Annotated in this window: 23 protein-coding genes and 3 pseudogenes; 12 read left to right on the forward strand and 14 right to left on the reverse strand. The window is 64.8% G+C overall.

What is annotated here, in order from left to right; all coding sequences use genetic code 11:
- Positions 1-148: 148 nt before the first annotated feature.
- Positions 149-406 (reverse strand): nuclear transport factor 2 family protein, encoded by a 258-nt coding sequence (locus EET03_RS14570; RefSeq protein ID WP_082274787.1) that lies wholly within the window; start codon positions 404-406, stop codon positions 149-151.
- Between the two features lie 416 nt (positions 407-822).
- Between EET03_RS14570 and EET03_RS14575 the strand changes: the two are divergent.
- A pseudogene (locus tag EET03_RS14575) lies at positions 823-1,395 on the forward strand (PPE family protein); the annotation flags it as partial.
- 663 nt (positions 1,396-2,058) lie between these two features.
- Positions 2,059-2,670, forward strand: coding sequence for a TetR/AcrR family transcriptional regulator (locus EET03_RS14580; RefSeq protein ID WP_075544050.1), 612 nt, complete (start codon positions 2,059-2,061; stop codon positions 2,668-2,670).
- A gap of 89 nt (positions 2,671-2,759) precedes the next feature.
- On the opposite strand, the gene EET03_RS14585 is transcribed toward EET03_RS14580, so the two are convergent.
- Both EET03_RS14585 and EET03_RS14590 read right to left on the reverse strand, forming a co-directional pair.
- Entirely contained in the window at positions 2,760-3,620 is an 861-nt protein-coding gene (locus EET03_RS14585; protein ID WP_244232368.1) for an alpha/beta hydrolase fold domain-containing protein, read from the reverse strand.
- Positions 3,621-3,661: 41 nt separating this feature from the next.
- A pseudogene (locus tag EET03_RS14590) lies at positions 3,662-4,154 on the reverse strand (enoyl-CoA hydratase/isomerase family protein); the annotation flags it as partial.
- Positions 4,155-4,497: 343 nt separating this feature from the next.
- Between EET03_RS14590 and EET03_RS14600 the strand changes: the two are divergent.
- From EET03_RS14600 to EET03_RS14615, 4 genes and pseudogenes are all read left to right on the forward strand, one after another.
- Positions 4,498-5,972: pseudogene (locus EET03_RS14600) on the forward strand (NAD(P)-binding protein).
- A complete protein-coding gene (locus EET03_RS14605; RefSeq protein WP_075544058.1) occupies positions 5,956-6,720 on the forward strand; it encodes an acyl-[acyl-carrier-protein] thioesterase in 765 nt (254 codons plus the stop codon). Before EET03_RS14600 ends, EET03_RS14605 begins: the two are co-directional and overlap by 17 nt.
- A gap of 137 nt (positions 6,721-6,857) precedes the next feature.
- Positions 6,858-8,186 (forward strand): acyltransferase family protein, encoded by a 1,329-nt coding sequence (locus EET03_RS14610; protein ID WP_075544045.1) that lies wholly within the window; start codon positions 6,858-6,860, stop codon positions 8,184-8,186.
- A gap of 127 nt (positions 8,187-8,313) precedes the next feature.
- Positions 8,314-9,225, forward strand: a complete 912-nt coding sequence (locus EET03_RS14615; RefSeq protein WP_075544044.1) for a universal stress protein — start codon at positions 8,314-8,316, stop codon at positions 9,223-9,225.
- Positions 9,226-9,703: 478 nt separating this feature from the next.
- On the opposite strand, the gene EET03_RS14625 is transcribed toward EET03_RS14615, so the two are convergent.
- Positions 9,704-10,372, reverse strand: a complete 669-nt coding sequence (locus EET03_RS14625; RefSeq protein ID WP_075544043.1) for a TetR/AcrR family transcriptional regulator — start codon at positions 10,370-10,372, stop codon at positions 9,704-9,706.
- A gap of 357 nt (positions 10,373-10,729) precedes the next feature.
- Here EET03_RS14625 and EET03_RS14630 point away from each other — a divergent pair, with 357 nt between their 5' ends.
- Both EET03_RS14630 and mbp1 read left to right on the forward strand, forming a co-directional pair.
- Positions 10,730-12,532, forward strand: a complete 1,803-nt coding sequence (locus tag EET03_RS14630; protein WP_075544042.1) for a thiamine pyrophosphate-requiring protein — start codon at positions 10,730-10,732, stop codon at positions 12,530-12,532.
- Positions 12,533-12,981: 449 nt separating this feature from the next.
- Positions 12,982-13,215: a microaggregate-binding protein 1 gene (gene mbp1 / locus EET03_RS14635; protein ID WP_036395802.1), complete on the forward strand. Its 234-nt coding sequence runs from the start codon at positions 12,982-12,984 to the stop codon at positions 13,213-13,215.
- A gap of 76 nt (positions 13,216-13,291) precedes the next feature.
- On the opposite strand, the gene EET03_RS14640 is transcribed toward mbp1, so the two are convergent.
- The 4 genes from EET03_RS14640 to EET03_RS14655 form a co-directional block, all read right to left on the reverse strand.
- Positions 13,292-13,987, reverse strand: a complete 696-nt coding sequence (locus EET03_RS14640; protein WP_063472738.1) for an HAD family hydrolase — start codon at positions 13,985-13,987, stop codon at positions 13,292-13,294.
- A 37-nt stretch (positions 13,988-14,024) separates the two neighbouring features.
- Positions 14,025-14,408, reverse strand: coding sequence for a hypothetical protein (locus EET03_RS14645; protein ID WP_075544041.1), 384 nt, complete (start codon positions 14,406-14,408; stop codon positions 14,025-14,027).
- A gap of 187 nt (positions 14,409-14,595) precedes the next feature.
- The gene (locus EET03_RS14650) at positions 14,596-15,264 is read right to left on the reverse strand and encodes a UdgX family uracil-DNA binding protein (protein ID WP_063472739.1); all 669 of its coding nucleotides are present in this window, start codon (positions 15,262-15,264) and stop codon (positions 14,596-14,598) included.
- A 134-nt stretch (positions 15,265-15,398) separates the two neighbouring features.
- Positions 15,399-15,785 (reverse strand): MerR family transcriptional regulator, encoded by a 387-nt coding sequence (locus tag EET03_RS14655; protein ID WP_063472740.1) that lies wholly within the window; start codon positions 15,783-15,785, stop codon positions 15,399-15,401.
- A gap of 147 nt (positions 15,786-15,932) precedes the next feature.
- Between EET03_RS14655 and EET03_RS14660 the strand changes: the two genes are divergently transcribed.
- The 3 genes from EET03_RS14660 to folE all read left to right on the forward strand — a co-directional run bounded on the left by EET03_RS14660 (position 15,933) and on the right by folE (position 18,361).
- Positions 15,933-16,382: an Hsp20/alpha crystallin family protein gene (locus tag EET03_RS14660; RefSeq protein ID WP_063472805.1), complete on the forward strand. Its 450-nt coding sequence runs from the start codon at positions 15,933-15,935 to the stop codon at positions 16,380-16,382.
- Positions 16,383-16,701: 319 nt separating this feature from the next.
- Positions 16,702-17,412 carry a PAS and ANTAR domain-containing protein gene (locus EET03_RS14665; RefSeq protein WP_075544057.1) on the forward strand — a complete coding sequence of 237 codons (711 nt, stop codon included), beginning with the start codon at positions 16,702-16,704 and terminating at the stop codon, positions 17,410-17,412.
- A 214-nt stretch (positions 17,413-17,626) separates the two neighbouring features.
- Positions 17,627-18,361 carry a GTP cyclohydrolase I gene (gene folE, locus EET03_RS14670; RefSeq protein ID WP_244232369.1) on the forward strand — a complete coding sequence of 245 codons (735 nt, stop codon included), beginning with the start codon at positions 17,627-17,629 and terminating at the stop codon, positions 18,359-18,361.
- Here folE and EET03_RS14675 read toward each other — a convergent pair.
- On the reverse strand, positions 18,358-19,245 hold the full coding sequence (locus EET03_RS14675) for a universal stress protein (RefSeq protein WP_075544039.1): 888 nt from the start codon (positions 19,243-19,245) through the stop codon (positions 18,358-18,360). The two genes, folE and EET03_RS14675, sit on opposite strands and share 4 nt — an antisense overlap.
- A gap of 235 nt (positions 19,246-19,480) precedes the next feature.
- Entirely contained in the window at positions 19,481-20,365 is an 885-nt protein-coding gene (locus EET03_RS14685) for a universal stress protein (RefSeq protein ID WP_075544038.1), read from the reverse strand.
- A 287-nt stretch (positions 20,366-20,652) separates the two neighbouring features.
- Here EET03_RS14685 and EET03_RS14690 point away from each other — a divergent pair, with 287 nt between their 5' ends.
- Positions 20,653-20,910: a cold-shock protein gene (locus EET03_RS14690; RefSeq protein WP_208649057.1), complete on the forward strand. Its 258-nt coding sequence runs from the start codon at positions 20,653-20,655 to the stop codon at positions 20,908-20,910.
- A 12-nt stretch (positions 20,911-20,922) separates the two neighbouring features.
- On the opposite strand, the gene EET03_RS14695 is transcribed toward EET03_RS14690, so the two are convergent.
- The 4 genes from EET03_RS14695 to EET03_RS14710 all read right to left on the reverse strand — a co-directional run bounded on the left by EET03_RS14695 (position 20,923) and on the right by EET03_RS14710 (position 23,271).
- A complete protein-coding gene (locus EET03_RS14695; protein WP_075544037.1) occupies positions 20,923-21,798 on the reverse strand; it encodes a formate/nitrite transporter family protein in 876 nt (291 codons plus the stop codon).
- A 38-nt stretch (positions 21,799-21,836) separates the two neighbouring features.
- Entirely contained in the window at positions 21,837-22,310 is a 474-nt protein-coding gene (locus tag EET03_RS14700; RefSeq protein WP_063466483.1) for a flavin reductase family protein, read from the reverse strand.
- Between the two features lie 83 nt (positions 22,311-22,393).
- Positions 22,394-22,660, reverse strand: coding sequence for a hypothetical protein (locus EET03_RS14705; protein WP_075544036.1), 267 nt, complete (start codon positions 22,658-22,660; stop codon positions 22,394-22,396).
- The gene (locus EET03_RS14710; protein WP_075544035.1) at positions 22,657-23,271 is read right to left on the reverse strand and encodes an RNA polymerase sigma factor; all 615 of its coding nucleotides are present in this window, start codon (positions 23,269-23,271) and stop codon (positions 22,657-22,659) included. The genes EET03_RS14705 and EET03_RS14710 overlap by 4 nt, the downstream gene beginning before the upstream one ends.
- Position 23,272 lies beyond the last annotated feature (1 nt).

Below are 23,272 nucleotides of genomic sequence, written 5' to 3' on the forward strand. Positions count from 1 at the left end.
AACCTGCAAAACGCCATCAGATACGCCCAGCACACCGCCGCCGAACTCGACACCGCACACCAACACGCAGCGCACCTCGCTGCCGCCGAACCAGCACACCAACTATCAAGCCCCAACACCAAACGCCCGGGGCCAAAATTCATGCAGATCAGTGGGGCCAAACCACTTGACGAAACGCAACGGCCTCCACATCGAAATGCAGGTCGGGCAGACGATCAAGGCCTATGGACCAATACTTGCGCAGCAGGTGCTTACCGCGAATGACACCGCCGCTTTCGGGCAGCCATTCCATGGCGAATGGGGAGGTGAAAGTGACGTCTTCGTGGAAGAAGGCGAGGACCGCATCGAGATCCCGAGCATTCCACGCGGCAGCCCACCTTGTACAAAAATCGACCGGGATCGGCATGGCATCCGTCGATGCTGATGACACACCGCAGCGGCCAGTCAGCGGGTCAGGTGACGTTGACACGGGCGTGCCTTGGACGAGCGTGGGCGGTGCTGCCGGCAGCCGTGCGCTGCGTGGACGCAGAGACGCACGTCGGCATGTCCGAATCCCCGGGTCGCATGCTGGAGCTGATTCGTCCCTGCACCGTTTGCTCTGGTACAAGGCCCAACGACTCCGACCGCCTCTCGACGGCGCCGGTCGCGGGGTCTGCTGATCGGTAGGGCACACGAAAGCTGGCTACGGTAGCACATCGTATATGCCCGCGCATCATATTTGGTGTTGTATCGAATATGCTTCCAGATCCGATATGTCAATGTATCGTGGCTGCGAAGGCCGCAAACGACGGACTGAAATCGGGCTAGGGAGGTAGCTGGTTTATGAACTTCTTGGTGTTGCCGCCAGAGATCAATTCGGCGCGGATGTTCTCGGGCGCCGGCTCGGCGCCAATGTTGGACGCCGCAGCAGCTTGGAATGCGTTGGCATCAGAGCTCGATTCGGCGTCGGAGTCATTTTCCTCGATGACCTCAGGCCTCGCCGCCCAGGCGTGGCAGGGCCCGGCATCTACGGCGATGCTGGCCGCTGCCGCGCCGTATGCAGGCTGGTTGAGAACCGCGGCGGCCCAGGCCGTTGGGGCCTCTGCGCAGGCCCAAGCGGTCGTGGGCGCATTTGAGTCGGCGCTAGCAGCCACGGTCCATCCAGCGGCGGTAGCGGCCAATCGTTCTGACTTCGTGTCCTTGGTGCTGTCGAATCTGTTCGGTCAGAACGCGCCGGCAATCGCGGCCACCGAGAACATCTACGAGGAGATGTGGGCTCAGGACGTGACCGCGATGGTCGACTATCACGCGGGAGCGGCGGCGGCTGTTGCACAGTTGATCTCGCCCGCGCAAGCGCTACAGAGCCTGCCCAACTTCGGCTACGGCAACACCGGCCAAGGCAACATCGGCTTTTTCAACGACGGCACCCTCAACGTCGGCATCGCCAACCTCAGCCCCCACTTCACCCCCACCGACCCCATCACCACCTTCGGCGGCGTCGGCCTATTCAACAACGGCACCGACAACCTCGGCGCCGGCAATTACGGCACCCAAAACGTCGGCGCCTGGAACCACGGCACGCTCAACCTCGGCATCGCCAACACCGGCACCGCCAACAGCGGCCTACCACTGAGCCTGCTGCAAACCCTCGGCATCGCCAACCACGGCACCTACAACCAAGGCCTATTCAACACCGGCAACCACAACATCGGCATCGGCCTAACCGGCGACCACCTCATCGGCATCGGCCCGCTCCACATCAGCGCTTAGATCCGATTCTGTTGATGGCTGCCCACCCGGACCTGTATGCGCCGACGGGCCGTTAGCAGCGTCGCCGTGCGCGGCATGCCATGCCGCAACCGCGGAGATCCGCCAGGCCATCGTAACGGGTTGGCGTGGGCCCTGTTTCGGTCCACACCCATGGTCGACGTGGTCGCTGATGTGGTGTTGTCCTTGTGCGGCTTCGTATTTCAGAGCGACTTTCAGAGCGGACATCGACGTCCACCGCGGCGAAGTGGCCCGTCACGTATCCGATGTGGCAATGTACCGGTTACATCAGCACATCGGAGGCGAGGGCAAATGCCGTCAACGACCACCAGCGACAAGCCGGTACGGGTCACCAAGCGCCGCGCCGAAACCCGCGGCCGTCTCATCGAGGCGGCATTCCGGGTGTTCGCCGACAAGGGATACGGGCACGTGACCATCGAGGACGTCTGCGAGGCCGCCGGCTACACCCGAGGCGCGTTCTATTCCCAGTTCGACAGCCTCGAGGAACTATTCTTTCTGCTCTACGACCAATGGGCGGCCCGCACCGCCGAACAAGTCCGCGCCGCCATGGAAGGCAGCGAACCTGTCACCGACCTGCCCAACGTCGTCGAACGCATCGTGGACACCCTGCTTTTCGAACGCGACTGGCTGCTCATCAAGATTGACTTCCTGCTCCACGCCGCTCGCCACCCTGACCTCGCCCACCGCTGGGAAGTTCACCGCGCGCAATTGCGCAACGTGATCGAAGAGCGGCTGATTGCCAGCGGCATCGAATTCAACCAGTCCCTCAACACGGTCGCCGACACGGCCCGGGCAATCGTCGCGGTATACGACGGCGTCAGCATCCAGCTACTGCTCGACAGCGATCAGGCCGCCGCTCGCGCCTGGCTCACCCAACTACTCAACATGGTCCTGAGTCGCTGAGCCAGGCAACGTTGGTGACGGTTGATTGCCCGAGGCGACATACACCGGGCCGCTTCGAGTATCCGATGGTGGCCGCACTGGGGCGATCGCTACTGCGCGCGCAGGCGATCGACGATAACTGCCCGTGCGGCACGGCCTTCCGGAATCGGCATCAGCGGGTAGACATGCAGCAAACCGAAGCGCTCATGGTAGTCGATATCGACGCCGGCCGCGGTGGCCTTCTGGACCAGCGCCCGTGCGTCAGGGTTGAGAATGTCGCGAGTCCCGCTAAAAACAGTCAGTGGGCCAAGACCGGTCAGATCAGCCGCAAGCGGACTGACGCGCGGATCGTCCGGGCTGAGGTCGCCACGCCAGCACCCCCCGAACACCGACAGTGCTTCGCGCGCCAGCCACGGATCGGTCAGCTCGACCGAATTGATCATCGGGTTGCTCAACGACACGTCCAAGGCCGGCGAGATCAAAACGGTGCGCGGCAGAACCACGTCATGGTCGTCGCGCAGTAACAGGGCCGCCGACAAGGCGATTTGACCGCCCGCGGAGTCGCCGGCCAGGCACACGCCGTGGCCGGTCGACATGTTCTCGACCACGAGTTGAGCGACCTCGGGCACCACATCGGCTGCCGTGCCAAAAGGGAGCAACGGATAGATCGGGACGACCACCTTCACGCGCGCCCCGGCAGCGACGTGAGTCACCAATCGCCAGTGCTGTGAGTTGATTTCGTTGACCCAGGCACCGCCATGGAGGTAGACCACGGTGTGCGTATGCGCGCCGTTCTTGGGTGCCACGGCATAGATCGGCCAGCCGGATCGACGGCCGACCTCCACGGTCACCTCGGAGCGCAGCCGCACCGGCGGTCCGTACGGCGACGGACGCAACGCGCGGGCCGTGATGTGCTTGCGAGCATCTGCGGCGGTGGTGTACTGGCGCGTCCTACCGGTGATGCGGAGCATTGCGGGCATGGTCCGGCTCGCCCAGCTGGGGCCCCCAGGTGTCAAGGCTCGTTCCTTCCGCTGACCTCAGGCAATGGTTTCCACTCCCCCGAAACAGACCCCGAAACCGACCATGTCCAGTGTGGGGCAACGACGCTCCGGAAGGCATCGACCCCTTCGCGGGCGTCGGCACTGCCCAGCAGCCGGCGATACAGTTGGGTCTCCAACTCCGGGCGTGGGGGTAGCCGTTGACGAGGCCGTCCCAGAGCAGCGGCTTGGTCATCACGTCCGACATGGGTGCGACGTTGACTGGCTTGTGTCACGAGGCACCGGCAGCGTCCAATGCGCCATGCAGTCCGGCATGACGCCCCGACGGACCTGCGCCACAGCGTATTTGGCGTGTTCGGCCCTGATCGGGGTGTCTGTCTGCAAGGCAATGGTCAAACCGATCCCGATGGCATGGCAGTTGACCGCAGTGATAACCGGGGCGCCAAGCTCGAATGCCGCTGGCTCGGTCGGCGCCGCGGTGAACTCGGCGTCGTCCCGGACGGCGTCGGTCATACCCGCCTCCCGGCGTCCGCATCAAAGGGCGCCGTAGATGATCCCGAGTGGACGCGCAGACGTCCACGTTCTTGACACCTCCTCGGTAGCGCATCCCCGACCGTCATACACCGCGGCATGCTTCGCGGATACCCGCGCTACCCCGGATACAAGGCCACTCCAGGTCGAACTCGACGTCGATAGGATGCAACCGGTAACTCGCGCCGGCCGCGGCTAATCGCCGGTCAGTCCCGATGCCGGGCTTAGACTCCATTCGGCTCCGTTGCAGCAACAGAGACCGCTCCGCCACAGCGACGACCGGCTCGCTTCCCGCCGGCGACTGGTCGTCCATATCCCAATGGTCGAAGGAGGGCTATGAACCAGCCAACGCGAGAGCCGACGGCAGCCATCGAGACCGACTACCTGGTAGTGGGCGCCGGAGCAATGGGAATCGCGTTCACCGATACGCTTCTTGCCGAATCCGAGGCACGCGTGGTCATCGTCGACCGGGCACATCAACCGGGTGGGCATTGGACCACGGCCTACCCATTCGTGCGGCTGCACCAACCCTCGGCGTATTACGGCGTCAACTCACGAGCTCTGGGCAACAACACTATTGACGCTGTCGGCTGGAACCAAGGACTGAACGAACTCGCCTCCGTCGGCGAAATCTGCGCCTACTTCGACGCCGTGATGCAACAGCAATTCCTGCCCAGCGGGCGCGTTGAGTACTTCCCGATGAGCGACTACCTCGGCGACGGCCGATTCCGGACGCTGGGCGGCGCGGAATACCGGGTCACGGTCAGGCGGCGCATCGTCGATGCCACCTACCTGCAAGCCGTCGTGCCGTCGATGCGGCCGGCGCCGTACCCGGTGGCGCCGGGCATCGACTGCATTGCACCCAACGACCTGCCGAAATTCAGGGCACGCGACCGATACGTAGTCGTCGGCGCCGGCAAGACGGGCATGGACGTCTGTTTGTGGTTACTGCGAAACGGCGTCATCCCCGAGAGGCTGACCTGGATCATGCCGCGCGACGCCTGGCTGATCGACCGGGCAACGCTGCAGCCGGGACCGACGTTCATCAAGAAGTTCCGGGACAGCTACGGCGCCACGCTCGATGCCATCGGCAACGCGACATCGGTCCAGGACCTGTTCCACCGGCTCGAGGCAGCCGGAACCTTGCTCCGGCTCAACCCCGCGGTGCAACCCACCATGTATCGGTGCGCGACCGTGTCACAACCCGAATACGACCAGTTGCGCCGTATCGACAACGTCGTCCGAATGGGCCATGTTCAACGCATCGAGCCGACCGCCATCGTGCTCGACGGCGGATCGATCGCCTCGTCGCCGTCCGCCCTCTACATCGACTGCACCGCGGACGGAGCACCGCAGCGGCCGGCCACACCGGTTTTCGACGGCGACCACCTCACCCTGCAGGCGGTGCGGGGCTGTCAACAGGTGTTCAGCGCGGCGTTCACCGCGCACGTCGAACTTGCCTACCCCGACGATGCGGTGAAAAACGAACTCTGCGTGCCGATTCCACATCCGGACTCCGACCTGGACTGGTTACGGCTGACGCATTCCGATCTGCGCAATTTTCAGCGGTGGCTCGCCGACTCCGAGCTGACCGACTGGCTCGGCTCGGCACGGTTGAATCTTCTCGCCGAGCTGCTGCCGCCGTTGTCACACAAGCCGCGGGTACGTGAGCGGGTGGTGTCGATGTTCCAGTCGAGGTTGAATGCCGCCAGCGAGCGACTGGAAAAGTTGCTGAGCGACCACGGCGGCGATACCACTGCAACGTTGAGGAGTGGGCGTGCCGCAGCACACTGACGTCGACGCACCACTGGCCGACGTGCCCGCCGCGGGATACGTCTACCGGACAAGCTGGCGACTGGCCACCACCGACATCGACGAGCACCAGAGGCTGCGCCTGGATGGAGTAGCCCGCTATATCCAAGAAGTCGGCGCCGAACACTTGGCCGATGCCGAGCTGGCTGAAGTCCATCCCCACTGGATCGTGCTGCGCACCGTGATCGACGTCATCGAGCCGATCGAGCTACCCAGCGACATCACCTTCCGCCGTTGGTGCGCAGCGCTTTCCACCCGATGGTGCAACATGCGCGTCCAGCTTGACGGCGCTGCCGGCGGACGGATCGAAACCGAAGGTTTCTGGATCTGTGTGAACAAGGACACCCTGACGCCGTCGCGGCTCACCGATGAATGCATCGCCCGCTTCGGCAGTACCACCGACAACCACCGGCTCAAGTGGCGCCCCTGGCTCACCGAGCCGGTGGCCGACGGCACCGAGACGCCATTTCCACTGCGCCGCACCGATATTGATCCCTTCGAACACGTCAACAACACGATCTACTGGCACGGCATAGTCGAGGTACTCGGCCAACTGCCGGCCGGCGCAGAGCTGACCGCCGCTCCACATCGCGTCGTGCTCGAGTACCGCAGCCCGATCAAGTACGGCGAAGCCGTCACCATTCGTTCCCACCAGCGCGACGGCCGCATCCGCATGCACTTCGTGGTGGGTGACGACGTCCGCGCCGCCGCTTTGGTGCGCAAGCTTTGAGTCGGATCCCATTGGCGGCCGCAGATGTCCGCGTATCGGCCCCCGAAGCGTTCCACCGGAGCAGTGTCCGCGCCAATTATGTGGGTGCCGACGAGTACCCTCGCGCTCGTGCAGGTCGCTGAGCTTCCCCCGATCTGATGGACCACGCAGGCACCGGTCGACCGGTCCGCGATCTGGCCGTCGACTTTTACCGGGTGTCGGGCGTGGTCCTGATCGTCCTGGGCCACTGGCTGGCCGGGTCGGTGACATATCACAACGGACAGTTCGGCCGGCAGAATCCGCTTGTCGACCAGCCCTGGACGCAGTGGCTGACGTGGCCTTTTCAGGCGGTGCCGGTTTTCTTCCTGGTGGCCGGCTATGCCGGCGCAGTGTCATGGACACATCGTTACGGCGACGGCGGTGTGTCGCGGCAGGACTGGATTCGGCATCGGGCGGCGCGAGTACTAGGACCCACGGCGGTGTACGTGGGGCTGATGTCGGCAGTCGTGGTGGCGTTGCAGGTCTCCGGCCTGCCCGACTCGGTGCTGGAGTATGCGGGTTGGGCGGTGGCGATGCACCTGTGGTTCCTCGCGGTGTATTTGGTGGTGGTATCGCTGACGCCTGTTGCGATGGCCGCACACCGACGGTGGGGGCTCATGGTGCCGGCGGTACTGGCAGTCGCGCTGGTAGCGGTGGACGCCGCTGCGTTGTCCGGTCATATGCCCTCTCTCGCCGGCCTGAACTATCTGTTGTGCTGGGGCCTGCTCTACCAGCTGGGGATCTGTTGGCAGGCGGGGCTGTTAAGCGGCCGTCGACCGGTGGTGCTTGCCGCCGGATCGGCAGTCGCGCTGGCCCTGCTCATCTGGATCGGCCCCTATCCGGTCAGCATGATCGGGGTTCCCGGCCAAGCGGTACAGAACAGCATGCCGCCTTCGGTGGCGATGCTGGCGTTCGCCTGCACACAGGCCGGCATCGCGGTGGCCATCGCACCCGCGCTCAACCGCGTGCTTCGTTCCCGCCGATTGCAGCGGCTGTTGTCGGCCGCCAACAGCAATGTGATGGCGCTCTACCTGTGGCACATGGTGCCGGTGGTGATCGTCGCGGTCGTCGCCTACCCGGCCGGGTTGCTGCCGCAACCGGCCCAGGGAACGGCGGCGTGGTGGCTGGCCCGGCTGGAATGGGAGGTGGTCTTGAGCCTGGTGACGGCAGTGGAGATGGCGTTGTTGTGGTGGCTCCGGCGATTCTTCGCGGCACCGCTGCCGACCATCCGGATACCGCTGCCGCAGCGTTGGGCCGAACCGATCATGCTGGTGGGTGCCATGCTGGCAGCTGCCTTCCTGTGGGTGGTCGCCGCGGCGGGATTTGCTCCGGACGGGAGATACCCGTGGATGACCGCGCTGGTTTTCGCGCTCGGGCTGGCACTCGTGGCGTACCGGCCCGCAAAGGCCACCCGGCGGTCGGTCGATTCCGCCGCAGGGCCCAATTGAGCTCGGCGCCAATCTCGACGGCGCGTTCACCGTTAGAGGTCTGAAGGCCCTTCGACAAGGGACCAATGCCTCGTTCCGCAATGCCGCTGAACCAATAACGTCCAAGCGCAAAGGAATGAGGAAACCCATGTCCAAGATCGACAGCCATCGGGGAATCGTTGTCGGCGTCGACGGCTCGCCGGGCTCCCACGCGGCGGTCCGATGGGCCGCCCGCGACGCCAAGTTGCGCAATGTTCCGCTGACCCTGGCGCATGTTCTCCCGGCCGGGACGGGAACGCGGCTGGCCTCGTCGGTAGCCGCGGGGCGGACCCGCAGCCGAATGGACGCCGGACAGGAACTGCTCGACGAGGCGCTAAAGATCGCCGAGGAAAGCTGCGAACGCGGTCTAACCCCGATCTACCGCGAAATGCTCAGCGGGACAACCGTTTCAACGCTAACCAAGCTGTCCGAAGACGCCCATTTGGTGGTGACCGGTTGCCGCGGCGCTGGCTCGTTGCGGGGCCGGCACTTGGGTTCGGTGAGTTCGGGGCTCATCCATGACGCGCGGTGCCCGGTGGCGGTCATCCATGATGACGTCCCAATGGCCGCCGATTCCGAGCGAGCCCCGGTGCTGGTGGGCATCGACGGGTCACCGGAGTCGGAAGTGGCGATCGCCATCGCATTCGACGCCGCCTCGCGTCGCAGGGTGGACCTGGTGGCCGTGCACGCGTGGAAAGCTCCGGGCGTGTTGGATCCCATCGTCAGTTTGCCGGGGCCCGGCTGGCCGGAACTGAGGACACACGAGGACAAGATCGTCGCCGAACGCCTGGCCGGTTGGGGCGAACAGTACCCCGATGTCGTTGTTCGCCGAATGATCGCACGCAACGATGCGGCGCCCGAACTTGTCGGCACGTCGAAGTCGGCCCAACTCGTGGTGGTCGGCAGTCGCGGAAGCGGCGGATTCGCGGGGATGTTGTTCGGTTCGGTCAGCGCCGCCGTGGTGCTGTTGAGCCATGTGCCGGTCATAGTCGCACGCAAAACGGTCGCCAAAAGACGCTGAACCCAACCCGTTGGCCCGGTCCAGCACGAGCTTCGCGAGTCTCCGCCGGTCGCGGTAGACCCGCTCGCAAGTTCGGTCCGGAAGTAGCTGCCGGAAACCACACCGGAACTCTCCCTTGACGGATATGGATATGGGTAGCCTACCCTAACTAATCGTTAGACAGAGAAAGGCTGACCGCGCTCATGTTGCCCATCGATCCACACGCCGACGCTTGCCGGCGCGCCTGGCTACCCTGCCCGAATTGCAGCTGGGGCCGCAACGCATGTTCGGAATGCCGCAGCAGCCGCAACTGCGGAACCCACTGGCAGTATCTGCTGAGCAACCGTGCGACCGAACTGCACCTCCAGTGCCCCGGATGCACCACTTTGTGGTCCACCGACACGCGAATCCGCCTGCAAGACAAGGCGGTTGGTCATCGCTGACACGGCGGCGGCACCGGTTACCCGCCCATGCCGGCACCGAAACCGGCACCACAACGTCAGGCAACCGAACCCGATTGGCCCCGGCCATCGAGGTCAGGAAGCGGGCGTTGGCAGATAGTGCGCGCCTCGTGGGCATCGAGTCCGAACAGACGCAGCAACCTCTCGGTGACTATGTCGGCAGCCAACGCATCGTCACGATGCGGATCCGCGCGCAACAAGGCGCCCAGCCCCAGCAACGCGCCCCCGGCCGTCGCCAACGCCAGTTCGGGGTCCCCCACCCGAAACCGTCCGGCGTCGGCGGCGGCCTTGATGTCACGCAGGGCACGAGGGGCCAGCCCGTGATCGGATGACAGCAGGTTGGTTCCGGTGGCCAACAGAATGTCAGTCTCCAGTTCTCGCCGACGAAACAGCCTGCCGGTCAGCCGGAAACTGACGGCAAACGTTTCGGCTGGGTCGTCGATCGATGCGGTGAGCCGGTCCAGCAACGCCCCGTGGGTGTCAAGCACGTCGGCTACCGCGGCCGCGAACAGCTGCTCCTTGCTGTCAAAGTGGTTGTAGAACGAGCCCATGCCGACGTCGGCAGCCTGGGTGATCTCGAGCACCGGCGCGTTGAACTTTCCCTCGGCGATTAACCGCTGCGCGGCCTTGACCAGCGCTGTCCTGGTGCGCTGTTTGCGTCGCTCGAGATGGTTCGGCGGCTCGGCGCGGCCGTCACTTGAAGTCATCACTATGGCAGTATGACTCGATTATGAGGATATCGTCAGAGTAAGGGGGGCAAACCGCCCGGCCCGCTCCGGATCAAACAAACCAGCGACCTCACCACAGATCGCTTGCCGCTGCCGGGGAACCCGCGCGGCCCGGTTCTCAGACGATCGTCGCCCATGTGCGCGGTCCCGGGGGCTCGTGAGAGCGGACCCGGTCGACCGACGGCATTTCAGGTAGCGCGGGCGCTCCTGCCACTCGCCTGGGCCCGCGGACGTCACCTGCCCATTAGGGCGTCTAATCAGATCGATGAATGGGTAACCCCTGTCCGGTAAGGCTGGCAATGGAGGGCAACGGAGGGCAACGGAGAGAGGTGTGCAATGGCGGCGACCGAGGTGAGTGACTATCTGCTGGAGCGACTCCGCGACTGGGGCGTGGAACATGTGTTCGCTTATCCCGGCGACGGAATCAACGGGCTCCTTGCAGCGTGGGGCCGGGCAAACAACAAACCGATGTTCGTCCAGGCGCGACACGAGGAAATGGCCGCCTTCGAGGCCGTCGGCTACGCGAAGTTCAGCAACCGGCTTGGGGTCTGCGCGGCGACCTCGGGCCCGGGCGCGATCCATCTGCTCAACGGTCTCTACGACGCCAAACTCGACCGGGTGCCGGTGGTGGCGATCGTCGGACAAACCAACCGCAGCGCAATGGGGGGCTCCTACCAGCAGGAAGTTGACCTGTTGAGCCTGTATAAGGACGTTGCCAGCGACTACGTCCAGATGGTCACAGTGCCCGAACAGCTGCCCAACGTCTTGGACCGGGCCATCCGCACCGCGTTGACCAGGCGAGCGCCGACTGCGCTGATCATCCCGTCCGACGTGCAAGAGCTCAAGTACTCCCCGCCCGCCCACGAATTCAAGATGGTTCCGTCCAGCCTCGGGTTTCAACGGCCAGGAGTGGAGCCGGCACGCGACGGCCTGCAACGGGCCGCCGACGTGCTCAACGCCGGTGAACGGGTCGCGATGCTGATCGGATGCGGGGCACGCAGCGCCGCCCGGGAGATCGTCGAGCTCGCCGACGTTCTCGGTGCCGGAGTCGCCAAGGCGCTGCTGGGCAAAGATGTGCTATCCGACGAATTGCCCTTCGTGACCGGCGCCATCGGCTTGTTGGGTACGCGGCCAAGCTACGAGATGATGCGCGACTGCGACACCTTGCTGACCATCGGGTCGAGCTTCCCCTACACGCAGTTCCTGCCGCCGTTCGGTGGGCCTCGCGCCGTGCAAATCGATATCGACCCCACGGTGATCGGGATGCGATACCCGAACGAGGTGAACCTGGTCGGCGGTGCCGCCGCCACAGTGCGCGCGTTATTGCCACTGCTGCAACGCAAATCCGACCGATCCTGGCGCGAGACGATCGAAAAAAACGTGGCACGCTGGTGGGAGACCATGGCCATGGAGGCCGAGGTGGCGGCCAAGCCGATCAACCCCATGCGGCTGTTCGCGGACCTGTCACCCAAACTGCCCGACAATGCGATTATCACTGCCGATTCGGGATCGTCGGCGAATTGGTATGCCCGCCAACTGAAATTCCGCGACGGCATCCGCGGCTCGCTGTCAGGCAATCTCGCCACTATGGGCCCCGGAGTCCCCTACGGTATCGGCGGGAAGTTCGCCCATCCGGACCGTCCGGTGATTGTCTTCGCCGGTGACGGCGCGATGCAGATGAACGGTATGGCCGAGTTGATCACGATCGCGCACTATTGGAAGCAGTGGGCGGACCCGCGGCTGGTCGTGGCGGTGCTGCACAACAACGACTTGAACCAGGTGACCTGGGAAATGCGCGCCATGGCCGGGGCTCCGAAATTCGCTGAGTCGCAAACTCTTCCCGATGTCGACTATGCCGGGTTTGCCGCCAGCCTGGGCTTGGGTTCGGCGACGCTGACCGACCCCGATCAAATTGCGCCGGCCTGGGATCAGGTGCTGCTGGCCGATCGGCCGACGGTGCTGGATGTGCACTGCGACCCGGATATCCCGCCGGTTCCGCCGCACGCCACGTTCGACCAGATGAAGAGCGCGGCCAGCGCAGTGCTGCACGGCGACGAAAATGCATTCGGCATCATCAAGGAAGGCATCAAGATCAAGGCACAGGAGTTCTTGCCGCACCGGGAAACCAGCAGGCGATAGCACGCCGGTCGCTGGCCGGCGCGGCTACCGGCGCCTGTCCCGGCCGGATTGCGTCATGGCGGCTGATGAGTTCGCTTGGCCTGACACGGCGACCGGGCGCGGCGGGGCTTGACGGGGTGTAGAGCTGAGTTAGCTGGCGCACCGCCAGGTCGGGTGGCCGTGTAGGAGACTTGACGGTCCTGCCGCTCTTCGGCGTGGCCGAAGGGCCTGTCGTAGCGCGCAGTTGGTTGACGGCCGGCAGCAACGCCCGACTTTCGCAGCTCAGCGAGCGTGGTGCGCCAGTGGCGCAAGCCACATGTTTGAGGCCGCGACCATTCGGAAACCCTTGTAATGCAGGGATATTTTGGCTTAGCGCGCACTACCGGCGCTCAAGGTCGCACCCTGTTGGCTGAGCGCAATCGAGCGAGCGCGAGGTCGCCATGCGAGTAGTAACCGATAGGGAGGAATTCATGGCGGAGAAAAGTGGCCCCCAAGAGGGCGTCGAGGGCGTCGTCGAGGGTGCTAAAGGCAAGGCCAAGGAAGTCTTTGGAGCCGTCACCGGCCGCGACGACATGAAGCGCGAGGGCCAGGCTCAGCAGGACAAGGCCGACGCCCAGCGAGACGCGGCTAAGAAGGAAGCCGAGGCTGAAGCCGCGCGCGGCAGCGCCGAGGCGTCCGAGCAACGTCAAGAAGCCAATCAGTAGCTTGAAAGAGAATGGGCCCGGTCCGATTTCGGACCGGGCCCGTTCGCTTACTGGAACCAGCGAAGACGGTCGACCGTCAGCGCACGACAAGTCGTGCCAGCCGGGCGATCGGGGTCTCCTCGAGATGGTCCAGCAAGTCTGCGGCGTTCTCGAACACCATTGTGGCCCCAGCACTTTCGAGTTCGCTCCCGGAGACGCCGCCGCTGAGCAGCCCGATACTCGGTACTTCCGCGCGGGCACATGCTAGCGCGTCCCACACCGCGTCGCCGACGAAAACGGCCCGGGTGTTGCCGACACCCGCTCGGCGAAGCGCCACATGGATGATGTCAGGCCTGGGTTTTGCGGTGTCGACGTCGCCGGCCGACGTGACCTCGGCAACGAGATCATCGCTGTCGAGTACCCTACGCAAGAGTGCCAATTCATCTTCTGGGGCCGACGTCGCAAGTACCACCTTGAGGCCGAGAGCCACCACGCGTTGCAACAAGGCGCGTGCGCCCGGCAGTGGCCGCAACAGGTGGGAAGCTTGCTTGTAGTACCGAGAGTGTAAGTCTTTCAGGTGTTTCTGAATGTCCTCGGGAGCATTACCAGACAGTGATTTCACCAGAGTCGAGCCGTCCATCCCGATGGACCGATGGATGCGCCATGTCTCGACGTCGATTCCCGCCGTTGCGAACGCACGAAGCCAGGCGTCGATATGCAAGTAGTTGGAGTCCACCAGGGTGCCGTCGACGTCGAACAGGACCGCCGGCCGAGCCGCGGAGTCGGTAGTCACCGTGAGGATTTCACTGTCTGAAAGGCCATCGACCGGCTCAACCGCTGAACAGGACGGCCGTGACTGCGATATCGGCGACCAGCAGGGCCAGCGCGCATAACGGAACGACAAAGCCACGCCGCCGGGAGGCTGTGAAGAAGGAGACGATGAGCGTTGAAGCAGCCACAACGGGAGCGCCATACAGCAGGACGCCGTACACCAGACCGTTCGGACCCAGGTCGGGGCACTGAGCGCCGCTGCATGCAGCCATGCTCATCGCCGCCCCGATGGCGAATACCATGACGAGTGCTGCCGCGGGCACCGTCAGCAACGCCAGTACCCAGTTCACCAGGATGCGACGCCCACGGTTGTGATCGCCAACCTGCGGCGGGTTGCCCGCATCGGTGATGACCTCGCGGTGTTCGCGGGTCTGCAGCCTCATCAGCGCCTCTCTTCACGGGTCTTCACGGGTTTCCGCGGTTACCGGCGCCACGCGGTAGGTCGGCGCGGCGGCCACGATCGCCTTCTGGTCGACTACCCGCGTAGGTTGCGCCGAAACATGATGTCCGGCGCATGCAACTCGCGGTGGTGACCGAGCTTCGTCGGCACCCCGGCGGTTGACGGCCCGATCAGCGCCCGGTAGGCAGGTCCATGCCGGCCCGGGCACTCTTGAGGTCCTCGACAAACAGTGCGTAGGCCTCGCCGTGGCGGTCACTGCGATCCCGCAGCACCGCCGACGGGTGAACCGTTGCCGTCACCAGTGGTTCGGGGTTGACCTCGACTCGCAACGTCGCGGAGAGGCGCAACCGTTCACCACGATGTGCGGTCACGCGAAACGCGCTGCCCAGCAAGGATTGTGCGGCCGTCGCACCCAGGCACACGATCAATTGGGGCCGTACTGCCTCGATTTCGGCGATCAGCCAGGGGCGGCAGGCCACGACTTCGGTTCGGGAGGGTTTCTGGTGTATGCGCCGCTTGCCCTGCCTGCGGAACTTGAAGTGCTTGACGGCATTGGTCTGATAGGTCGATCCCGGGTCGATGCCGGCGTCGTCGAGAGCCCGCTGCAGCAGTCGGCCGGCCGGGCCGACGAACGGAAGTCCCTCCTGGTCCTCGCGATCGCCCGGCTGTTCCCCGACCAACATGAGCGGCGCGTGACATGTGCCGTGACCGAAGACGGTCCGGGTGGCGTCGGCGTACAGCGCGCAACCCCGACAACTGCTCGCCGCCTCCTCCAAGGAGATAAATTCACGTTCGTCGGGGAGGTAACGCCCCGCCCCCGCGGCAGGCGCTGCAGTCATGGCCGTAACCCGCTCGGGCCGATTGTGTCGGCGCCGACCTCGGTACCTTCTGCCACCGGTATTCCTTCATCAACGAGCGTCCCCCGCTCGGGGTACCCGCTTTGACGGCACGCAATCCGGGCCGAGCCCCACCGTCAGGCTTCGCCGCCGGCGGCAACTCGGGTGGCTCGGGTCGATCTTTCGGTCGCTTTCGCGGCGTTGCGCAGGGAGCGGTTGGTGGCTTGCAAATCGTCGTTGGCAGCAGCCAGTGCCGCGTTGTCGTCTTCGAGACTGAGGATGCGCGCAATTCCGGCCAGATTGATTCCGGCGTCAACCAGAGCGCTGATCCGCTGCAGCCGGGCCAAGTCGTCGGTGCTGTAGCGCCGTGTTCCACCGTCACTACGTGCGGGGGTCAACAATCCGTAGCGTTCATACAGGCGTAGCGACTGCACCGCGATACCGGAGAGCTCGGCTGCCACCGAGATGCCGTACACGCCCTGGTCAGGCGCCGGCGCGCCGGTTTCGGCGGGACGGTCAGCCATAGCTCATTCCCTCGACTGCCACTCGCATAGAAAACCTCTCTATCACACTTGCATTGTAATGTCGATGGTGTTATAACAAATCTATGGATTTAGCCATAGATATGCAACCCCACTGAACTCAGCAGATTGGAGTGAGAGGTGACCACCATGCTGATGCGCACCGACCCGTTCCGTGATCTGGACCGCTTCGCCCAGCAGGTGCTGGGCACGGCCGCCCGGCCAGCGGTGATGCCCATGGATGCGTGGCGGGATGGCGAAAAATTCGTCGTCGAGTTCGACCTGCCCGGTATCGACGCCAACTCCCTGGACATCGATATCGAGCGCAACGTGGTGACCGTGCGCGCAGAACGGCCCAGCGTCGATCCGAATCGGGAAATGCTGGCCAGCGAGCGGCCGCGCGGAGTGTTCAGCCGCCAGCTGGTGCTCGGCGAAAACCTCGACACGGACCGGATCGAGGCTTGCTACCAGGAAGGCGTCCTGAAACTGGTGATCCCGGTGGCCGAACGGGCCAAGCCGCGCAAGATCTCGGTCGCCCGCGGCAATGGCCACAAGGCCATCGACGAAGCTGACGCGCAACCCGAGGTGATCGAAGCCTGATCGGGGGTGGATGGCGCGGCGACCGCCGCCGGCATCGTCGGCCCGGACTCGCCGCACCTCCACCACCACCAGACGTCATGTCCCACAACCGATGACTCGACGCGACTGGGTAATTCGACGTGCCGGGAAAGCCGGGTGCACTTAAGCCCATCCGACATGGTGTGTCCAAGCAGCGTCGGCGTTGGGCATCCAGCGCCGCTTTTCGCGATGCCCCAGATCGGTGGCCTGCGGGTCCGTCATGCGTCCGTCCACTTCGGGTGCGCGGGTCGCGCTGCCTGGTCGCGTCCAGCGACCGGAATCCGAGGAGGCGGTGTTCGCAATGACGCGGAGTATTGACGGCCAGTCAGCCGCCCTCGAACAAGCTTTAGCGGGCGGCGCACCGCAACGGGTGGGCTCATTCCGGTTCTACTTCGCCGACCAGCGTTGGGAATGGTCCGAGCAAGTGCACCAACTGCACGGCTACGAACCCGGCAGCGTAACCCCAACCACCGAGCTGGTGCTTTCGCACAAGCACCCCGACGACCGCGCTCAGGTCGCGGCCACGATCGACGACATCCTGCACACCCAGCAGGCATTCGGTGCGCGTCATCGGATCATTGACACCGCTGGAAACGTGCACCACGTCGTCGTCGTTAGTGACCGTCTCTACGACGGCCGCGGCGTTTTGATCGGAACGCACGGATATTACGTGGAGGTCGCTACGCACCCTGACGAGGACCGGGACGAGGATCTGGTCACGGCAAGACTGTCCGAGATAACCGAGAACCGAGCCGCCATCGAGCAGGCCAAGGGCATGTTGATGCTGGCCTACGGCCTCGAGCAGGAGGCGGCTTTCAACGTGCTGAAATTGCTTTCGCAAGAGGCCAACGTCAAGCTGCGGCTGCTGGCCGAGCAAATCTGTCGAGATTTCCGCGATGCCGACCGACCCATTTCGCCGTCGGCACAGTTGGACCGATTACTGCTGACCGCACATCGCCGCGTCGCGGGCAGACCAGGCAACGGTGAGGTTTCCCTCGATCGGGGGACATGAGATTCATCCGAGCAGTGGCCGGTCAGCCGACATACATCGCCGCAAGGCGAGGGCATGGTAACTGGCGGAGCAGTGTCCGCGTCGGAACCGCTCCTGCCACACACCGTGAGCAGCAAGGGCGCACCGTGAAGGTTGGGCACGGGTCAGCCGCCGGACGGGAATCGAGAATGACCAGCATCGCAGTCAGCGCTGAGCCCGCGATCGGGTGGGCGGCATGACGGCCATCCCCTCGGCGCCGCGCCAGGCCCGTCATCAGATGCCGCCGTTCTGCTCGAGCGGCTGGGCGATGACCAACGACGAGGTGGCGCACGGGGCTGCGGCCTACCCCGCAGACATCGGTTACCAGCCGACGGATTCGCCGGCGTGGTGGGATAACAACGCCGACGTGGCCGTCGAGGGCGCCGTACGGCAGCTTCTTTCCGCCCTAGGCGTGGACGAGGGCGAGCACACCGCCGAGACGCCTGCGCGTGTCGCCCGCGCATGGCGGGAGATGCTGTGGGGATACAACGAGGTCCCCGAGGGCCATCTCGACACCGATTTTCCCGCTCCCGACGACCCCGGGCTGATCGTCATGCACGGCATCTCGTTCGCCTCCACCTGCGCGCACCATCTGCTGCCGTTCTCGGGGACTGCCACCATCGCCTACCGCCCCCACCCCGGGCAGCGCATCGTGGGCCTGTCCAAGCTTGCCCGGCTGGTCCACGGATACGCTGCGCGACTGCAGGTTCAGGAGCGCATCGGGCACCAGGCGACCGCCGGGATGATGCGCAAGCTCAACCCGTCCGGGGCCATGTGTGTGATTACCGCACGACACGACTGCATGAGGCTGCGCGGAGTGCGCGAGCCGGCCGCCGAGGCAACCACCGAGTCCCGCAAAGGCATGTGGCTGGACCGGGAAATTGCGCTGGTCCATCGCCTACATGCCGGCGGTCGTTCCGGCGCCTGCTAAGACGACCGCGCCACGATCAGGGGCATCCGCACGGCGTGCACCACCGCGTTGCTCACCGACCCCAGGAGTACGCCGGTGACGCCACCGCGGCCGTGACTTCCGACCACCACGAGCTGAGCGGTTTGCGACCGTTCGACGAGCTGCCGTGCCGGGCGGTCGCAGACGACCACTCGGCGCACGGTCACATCGGGATAGCGCTCCTGCCAGCCGGCCAACCTCTCGGCAAGCAGGACCTGGGCTTCGGCTTCCACCGTGGACCAGTTCAGTCCCGGTAGCTCGACCACCTCGAGATCGCTCCATGCATGCAGCGCGATCAGCTCAACCCCGCGACGGGATGCTTCGTCGAACGCCACCGCCACCGCGGCCTCCGACGCCGGTGACCCGTCGATCCCGAGCAACACCGGGGCGTGCAGCGGATCCGGCATCAATGGATCTTCGTCACGGATGATCGCGACCGGACACCGGGCACGTCTCACCAGGCTCGAACTGACAGAACCCAGCAAGACCCGGGCCAACGCGCCGCGGCCGGAGCTGCCGACGACGATCATCTCCGCCTCGGCCGACATCTCGACCATGGTGGGTACCGGCGTGGAAAACACGATCTCACTCTTCACGGTGAGCTTCCGCTCCCCCGTGACCGACTCATCGGCGATCTTGTGGGCAGCGGCCAGAATCTTGCGCCCCTCGTCTTCCTGCCACACCGCCCAGGTATCCGGGTAAGGCATCGGCGGCCAGGTCGCCACATCGGTGCTCACCACATGGACGATGGTCAGCTGAACGTTGCGCATCGCGGCGTCGCGGGCCGCCCAACATACCGCGGCATTCGAGGCGGGTGAGCCGTCGGCTCCGACGACAACGCCGAGACGCTTTTCCAAAATCGACATTTCGTTGCTCCTCCGATTACCTGACGTGTGTCGGCAAAGCTGCGACCAATGGAGTGTCGACGCCGATTCGGCCCACCGTGGCGGCCCCGCCCGGCGCACCAGCACGTTGCCGGCCGATCACCCAGGTCATAACGCCAAGCTACAAAACACATACCGCTGTGGCGTCTTCCGAACGGCCTGACCAGCAGGGACCAAAGACCTCTGTTTCGTCTGTTTCGTGCACGGCGGCCGGCGATCAGGCGGGACGCACGACGATGACCGGGATTTTCGCCGAGTGGGCCACGGCAGAGCCGACCGAACCCAGGAGCATGCCGGGAAATCCCCCGCGGCCGCGACTTCCGACCACCACCAATTGCGCGTGCTGGGCGCCCTCGAGCAGCCAGTGCGCTGGCTTGTCACAGACCAGCGACCGTTGAACGTGGACGTCAGGGTACTGCTCCTGCCAGCCTGCGAGGCGTTCGGCGAGAACCTCCTCTCCCTGACTCTCGCGATCGCGCCAGTCCATCCCGAGGATGGGGAAAACGCCGACGTCACTCCACGCGTGCAACGCGACCAGGTCTACGCCGCGACGAGAGGCTTCGTCGAATGCCAAGGCCGTCGCGGCTTCCGAGGCCGGTGATCCGTCGATGCCCACGAGCACCGGCGCGCTGGTGTCGGCAGCCACACCGTCGTCGGAATGAATGACCGCTACCGGGCAATGCGCATGGTGCAACAGCGCCGAACTCACCGAACCCAACAATGCGCGGCCCAGCGCGCCCATACCCTGACTGCCGACGACGGTCATCCAGGCGTCCTTGGAGGCGTCGATGAGCGCCGGCACGATGTTGGAATAAACCACCTCCGTGCGGACATTCGGCGAGCCGGATTCTCCCAGGCTCTCGTCCAACGCCCGGCGCGCCCGCTCGATCACGGTTTGTGCTTCGTCTTTCTGCCACTCCGGCATTTCGGTGTATAGCTGGCCCACCGGCCAACCGACAACGACGGGGGCGACACCGTGCATCAAGGTGACCGGCATCTGGTGCAGGATCGCCTCGCGGGCGGCCCAGGCCACCGCCGCGTCGGACTGCGCCGAGCCGTCAACGCCTACCAGAATCCCGTACTGCGTTGCATCCCTGGACATTTCACCCTCCTTGCGGCGGCCCGATGGGTACCTGGCCAGCGACCGGCACCGGATCCTCACGTCGGCACAATCTGGGCGGCGCGAGTCTCGACCTGACCGTATACGACGGCCACCCGGTTCAGCAGAGACCATGGACCTCACTTTGACGCGGTTGATCCCAATCAGCTCGCCGGTGGGCCGAACAGCTCACGAAATCAGAGTCGAAGGACCCTACGCCGATTCCCGCTCGATGGATACGGTCTGGCATGTCGGAGTTCACCGGCAGTAACGAGGGGAAGGCTGTCACAATGCCCGTCATCAATAGCTACAACGTCGAAGCGATGCTGGATTCGATGGCGACCGTGTCGTATGGCGTTATCAACTGGTTCGATGACGAGCGCGGATTCGGATTCGTGCATCCCGCAGACGGCGATCGCGACGTCTTCATCGATTCCTCCGAGATCGTCGATTGGCCTACCGGCGGCGTTCATGAAGGTCAGCACGTGAGCTACCAAACCGGGGGCACACGGCACTGGCCGCTGGCGCAAGCCGTACACATCCTCTGAAAGGCGCGCCGACTACTGCTCCCGCGGCTCAAGCCGCGCGATGACGTAAAACGGCAGCGCCACAAAAACCGTGCCGCCAACCAGATTGCCGAGGCTGGTAACGCAGATATTGGTGACCAAGCCGTGAGCTCCCCAGCCCCAGCTGATCCCGCAATGTGGGGCATCGTGGTGAAAGGCATTGAGCAACAACGGAAGTCCCAGGAACCCGACATTGGCCACGACGTGCTGATCGCTGCCGATCACGAATGCGAATGGCCCGTAGAACGCGAAGCCCATCCGGGCGACGTCGCTGCGCGCCTTGTAATACAGGCACATGGCGGTTTGCAGGAACCAGGTGCACAGCACCGCCAGCAGGAAGGCGGTCCAAAAGGGCTGGCCGGCTTTCTGGGCGCCGACGACTGCCGCACGTGTAGCGAAGGCACCCAGATACGGACCCCCGGCCGCGGCGCAGACGGCGACGAACACCAGTGCACCAACGATATTGCCGCTCAGTCCGATGAGCAGCAGCTGTAGATAGCAGCTGATGCGCATGCGTCCCTGCAGCACCGCGAAGAAGCCGGCTGCCATGTCGGCGGTGATCAGTGATGCCCCTGACACCAGGATGAGAACAAAGGACATGCCGAACGCCAGGCCCATCAGCAGGCTGGCGATACCGGGCGTGCCGACCCCGGTGCTGACGACCAACGACAACAACGCGCCGAAACCCACCATCGCACCGCCGACCAGTGAGCGGATCAGGAAAGCCAACGGATGGGCGGATTTCTCGAGCGCCATGTCCGCTATTCGGGTCACCATGGCCGGAACACCGAGTGGTTCGAACGGATCACCGGCCCGGCGATCATCGGACAACGGGCCCACGAGGTCTGGGCCCAGGGCAAGCTGGGACATGGTGCGCTTATCGGTAAGTATGGAAGGTGTTGCGTCGCTTAAGAAGCCACCGGGTGGACGGTGTCTGCCCAATCGTGCATCCGTCCCGAGTAGTAGAGCAGCGGCAGGCCGCCGGCGCGGCGCACGGCGCAGGCGCGGATGAGCAGGATGACGTGGTCGCCCGCGTCGTAGATCCGGTCGATAAAGCCGCTTACCGACGCGGCCGCACCGACAAGAACCGGACAACCGCAGTCATCGGTGTCGAATGCGACTCCCTCGAAGCGGTCGTCGACCTTGCTGGCGAAGCGGCGCGCCAGGCTCGCCTGGTCGTTCGCCAACACGTTGACGGCCACCGAGCTGCCGATGCGGAACGCCGGAAGGCTGCCCGCGCTGCGCGCCACACACTGCAGCAACAGCGGCGGGTCCAGGGACACCGAGGCAAACGAGCTGATGGTCATGCCGACCGATCGGTCGCCCAGTCGGGTGGTCAGTACGGTGACGCCGGAGGGAAAGGCGCCCATAGCGTTTCGCATCGATGTGGCGTCAACGGGCCCGCCCAGTGTCCAAACCTGGTCCGGGCGGCGATCCGGTTGCGACGAGTGTGCACCGGCGTTCGTCATTCTTGGCCTTTCCTGAGGGTGCTGATCGTGTTGATAACCCCCGCGATGTGCTCGTCGCTGAGCTTTTCCCCGTCGAATACGTGATTGAGCAGAACCTTGAGGTCCAGCATTTGCTGCAGATACACCAGGCATGGCGGGCACTCGTCGATATGTTTGGCCACGATCGCTCCCCACTCCTGCGGGTCCGAGTCCACCAGGTCGTCGACGAGTCGGACGAAATCAACGCAGTCGACGGCGGGGAGCGTGTTGTCGTAGACGGTCATCGTTGGTACCGCTTTTCCAGTTCATTTCGGAGGTTTGCCCGCGCGCGGTAGAGCAGGGCACGTTGCGCCTCGGCAGACAGCTCGAGAATCTCGGATGCCTCTTCGGCGGAGGTGCCGACCAGGTCGCGCAGGATTACCAGCTGTCGCTGCCGCGGCGGCAGCGTATCCAGCGCCGCCCGCACCTGCTCGACGAGTTCCCGTGCGACAGTTCGGTCTTCGGGGAGGAACCGCCTCGACGGCGGCACGCTCCAGTGCCCGGCGTCGGGGTGGCCGGTCGGGTGCATCCGGTCCGCCAGGGGGTCGGCGTCGTCGGTGGCCAGCAGCTCGTGCTCGCGGATCCGAGACTCGCGGCGCCGGTGCCGCGACGCGGTGTTCTTGACGATCCCGAACAACCAGGTGGCCACCGACGAGCGGCCCTCGAACGAGGCCGACGACTGCATCACCTGAACCCATGCTTCTTGTACCGCTTCTTCGGCCACCGTTGGCGAATTCACCATTGTGCAAGCAAAACTCACCATTTGGCGGTGATAGTCGCGCACCAAGCCGGCCAGCGGAACCCCGCCGACCATGTGCTCGGATGCGGATCCGGGTGGGACCGCGACCGGGGTCATC

Origin of the sequence: Mycobacterium innocens, from assembly GCF_900566055.1 — a bacterium.
GTDB classification, from domain to species: Bacteria; Actinomycetota; Actinomycetes; order Mycobacteriales; family Mycobacteriaceae; genus Mycobacterium; species Mycobacterium innocens.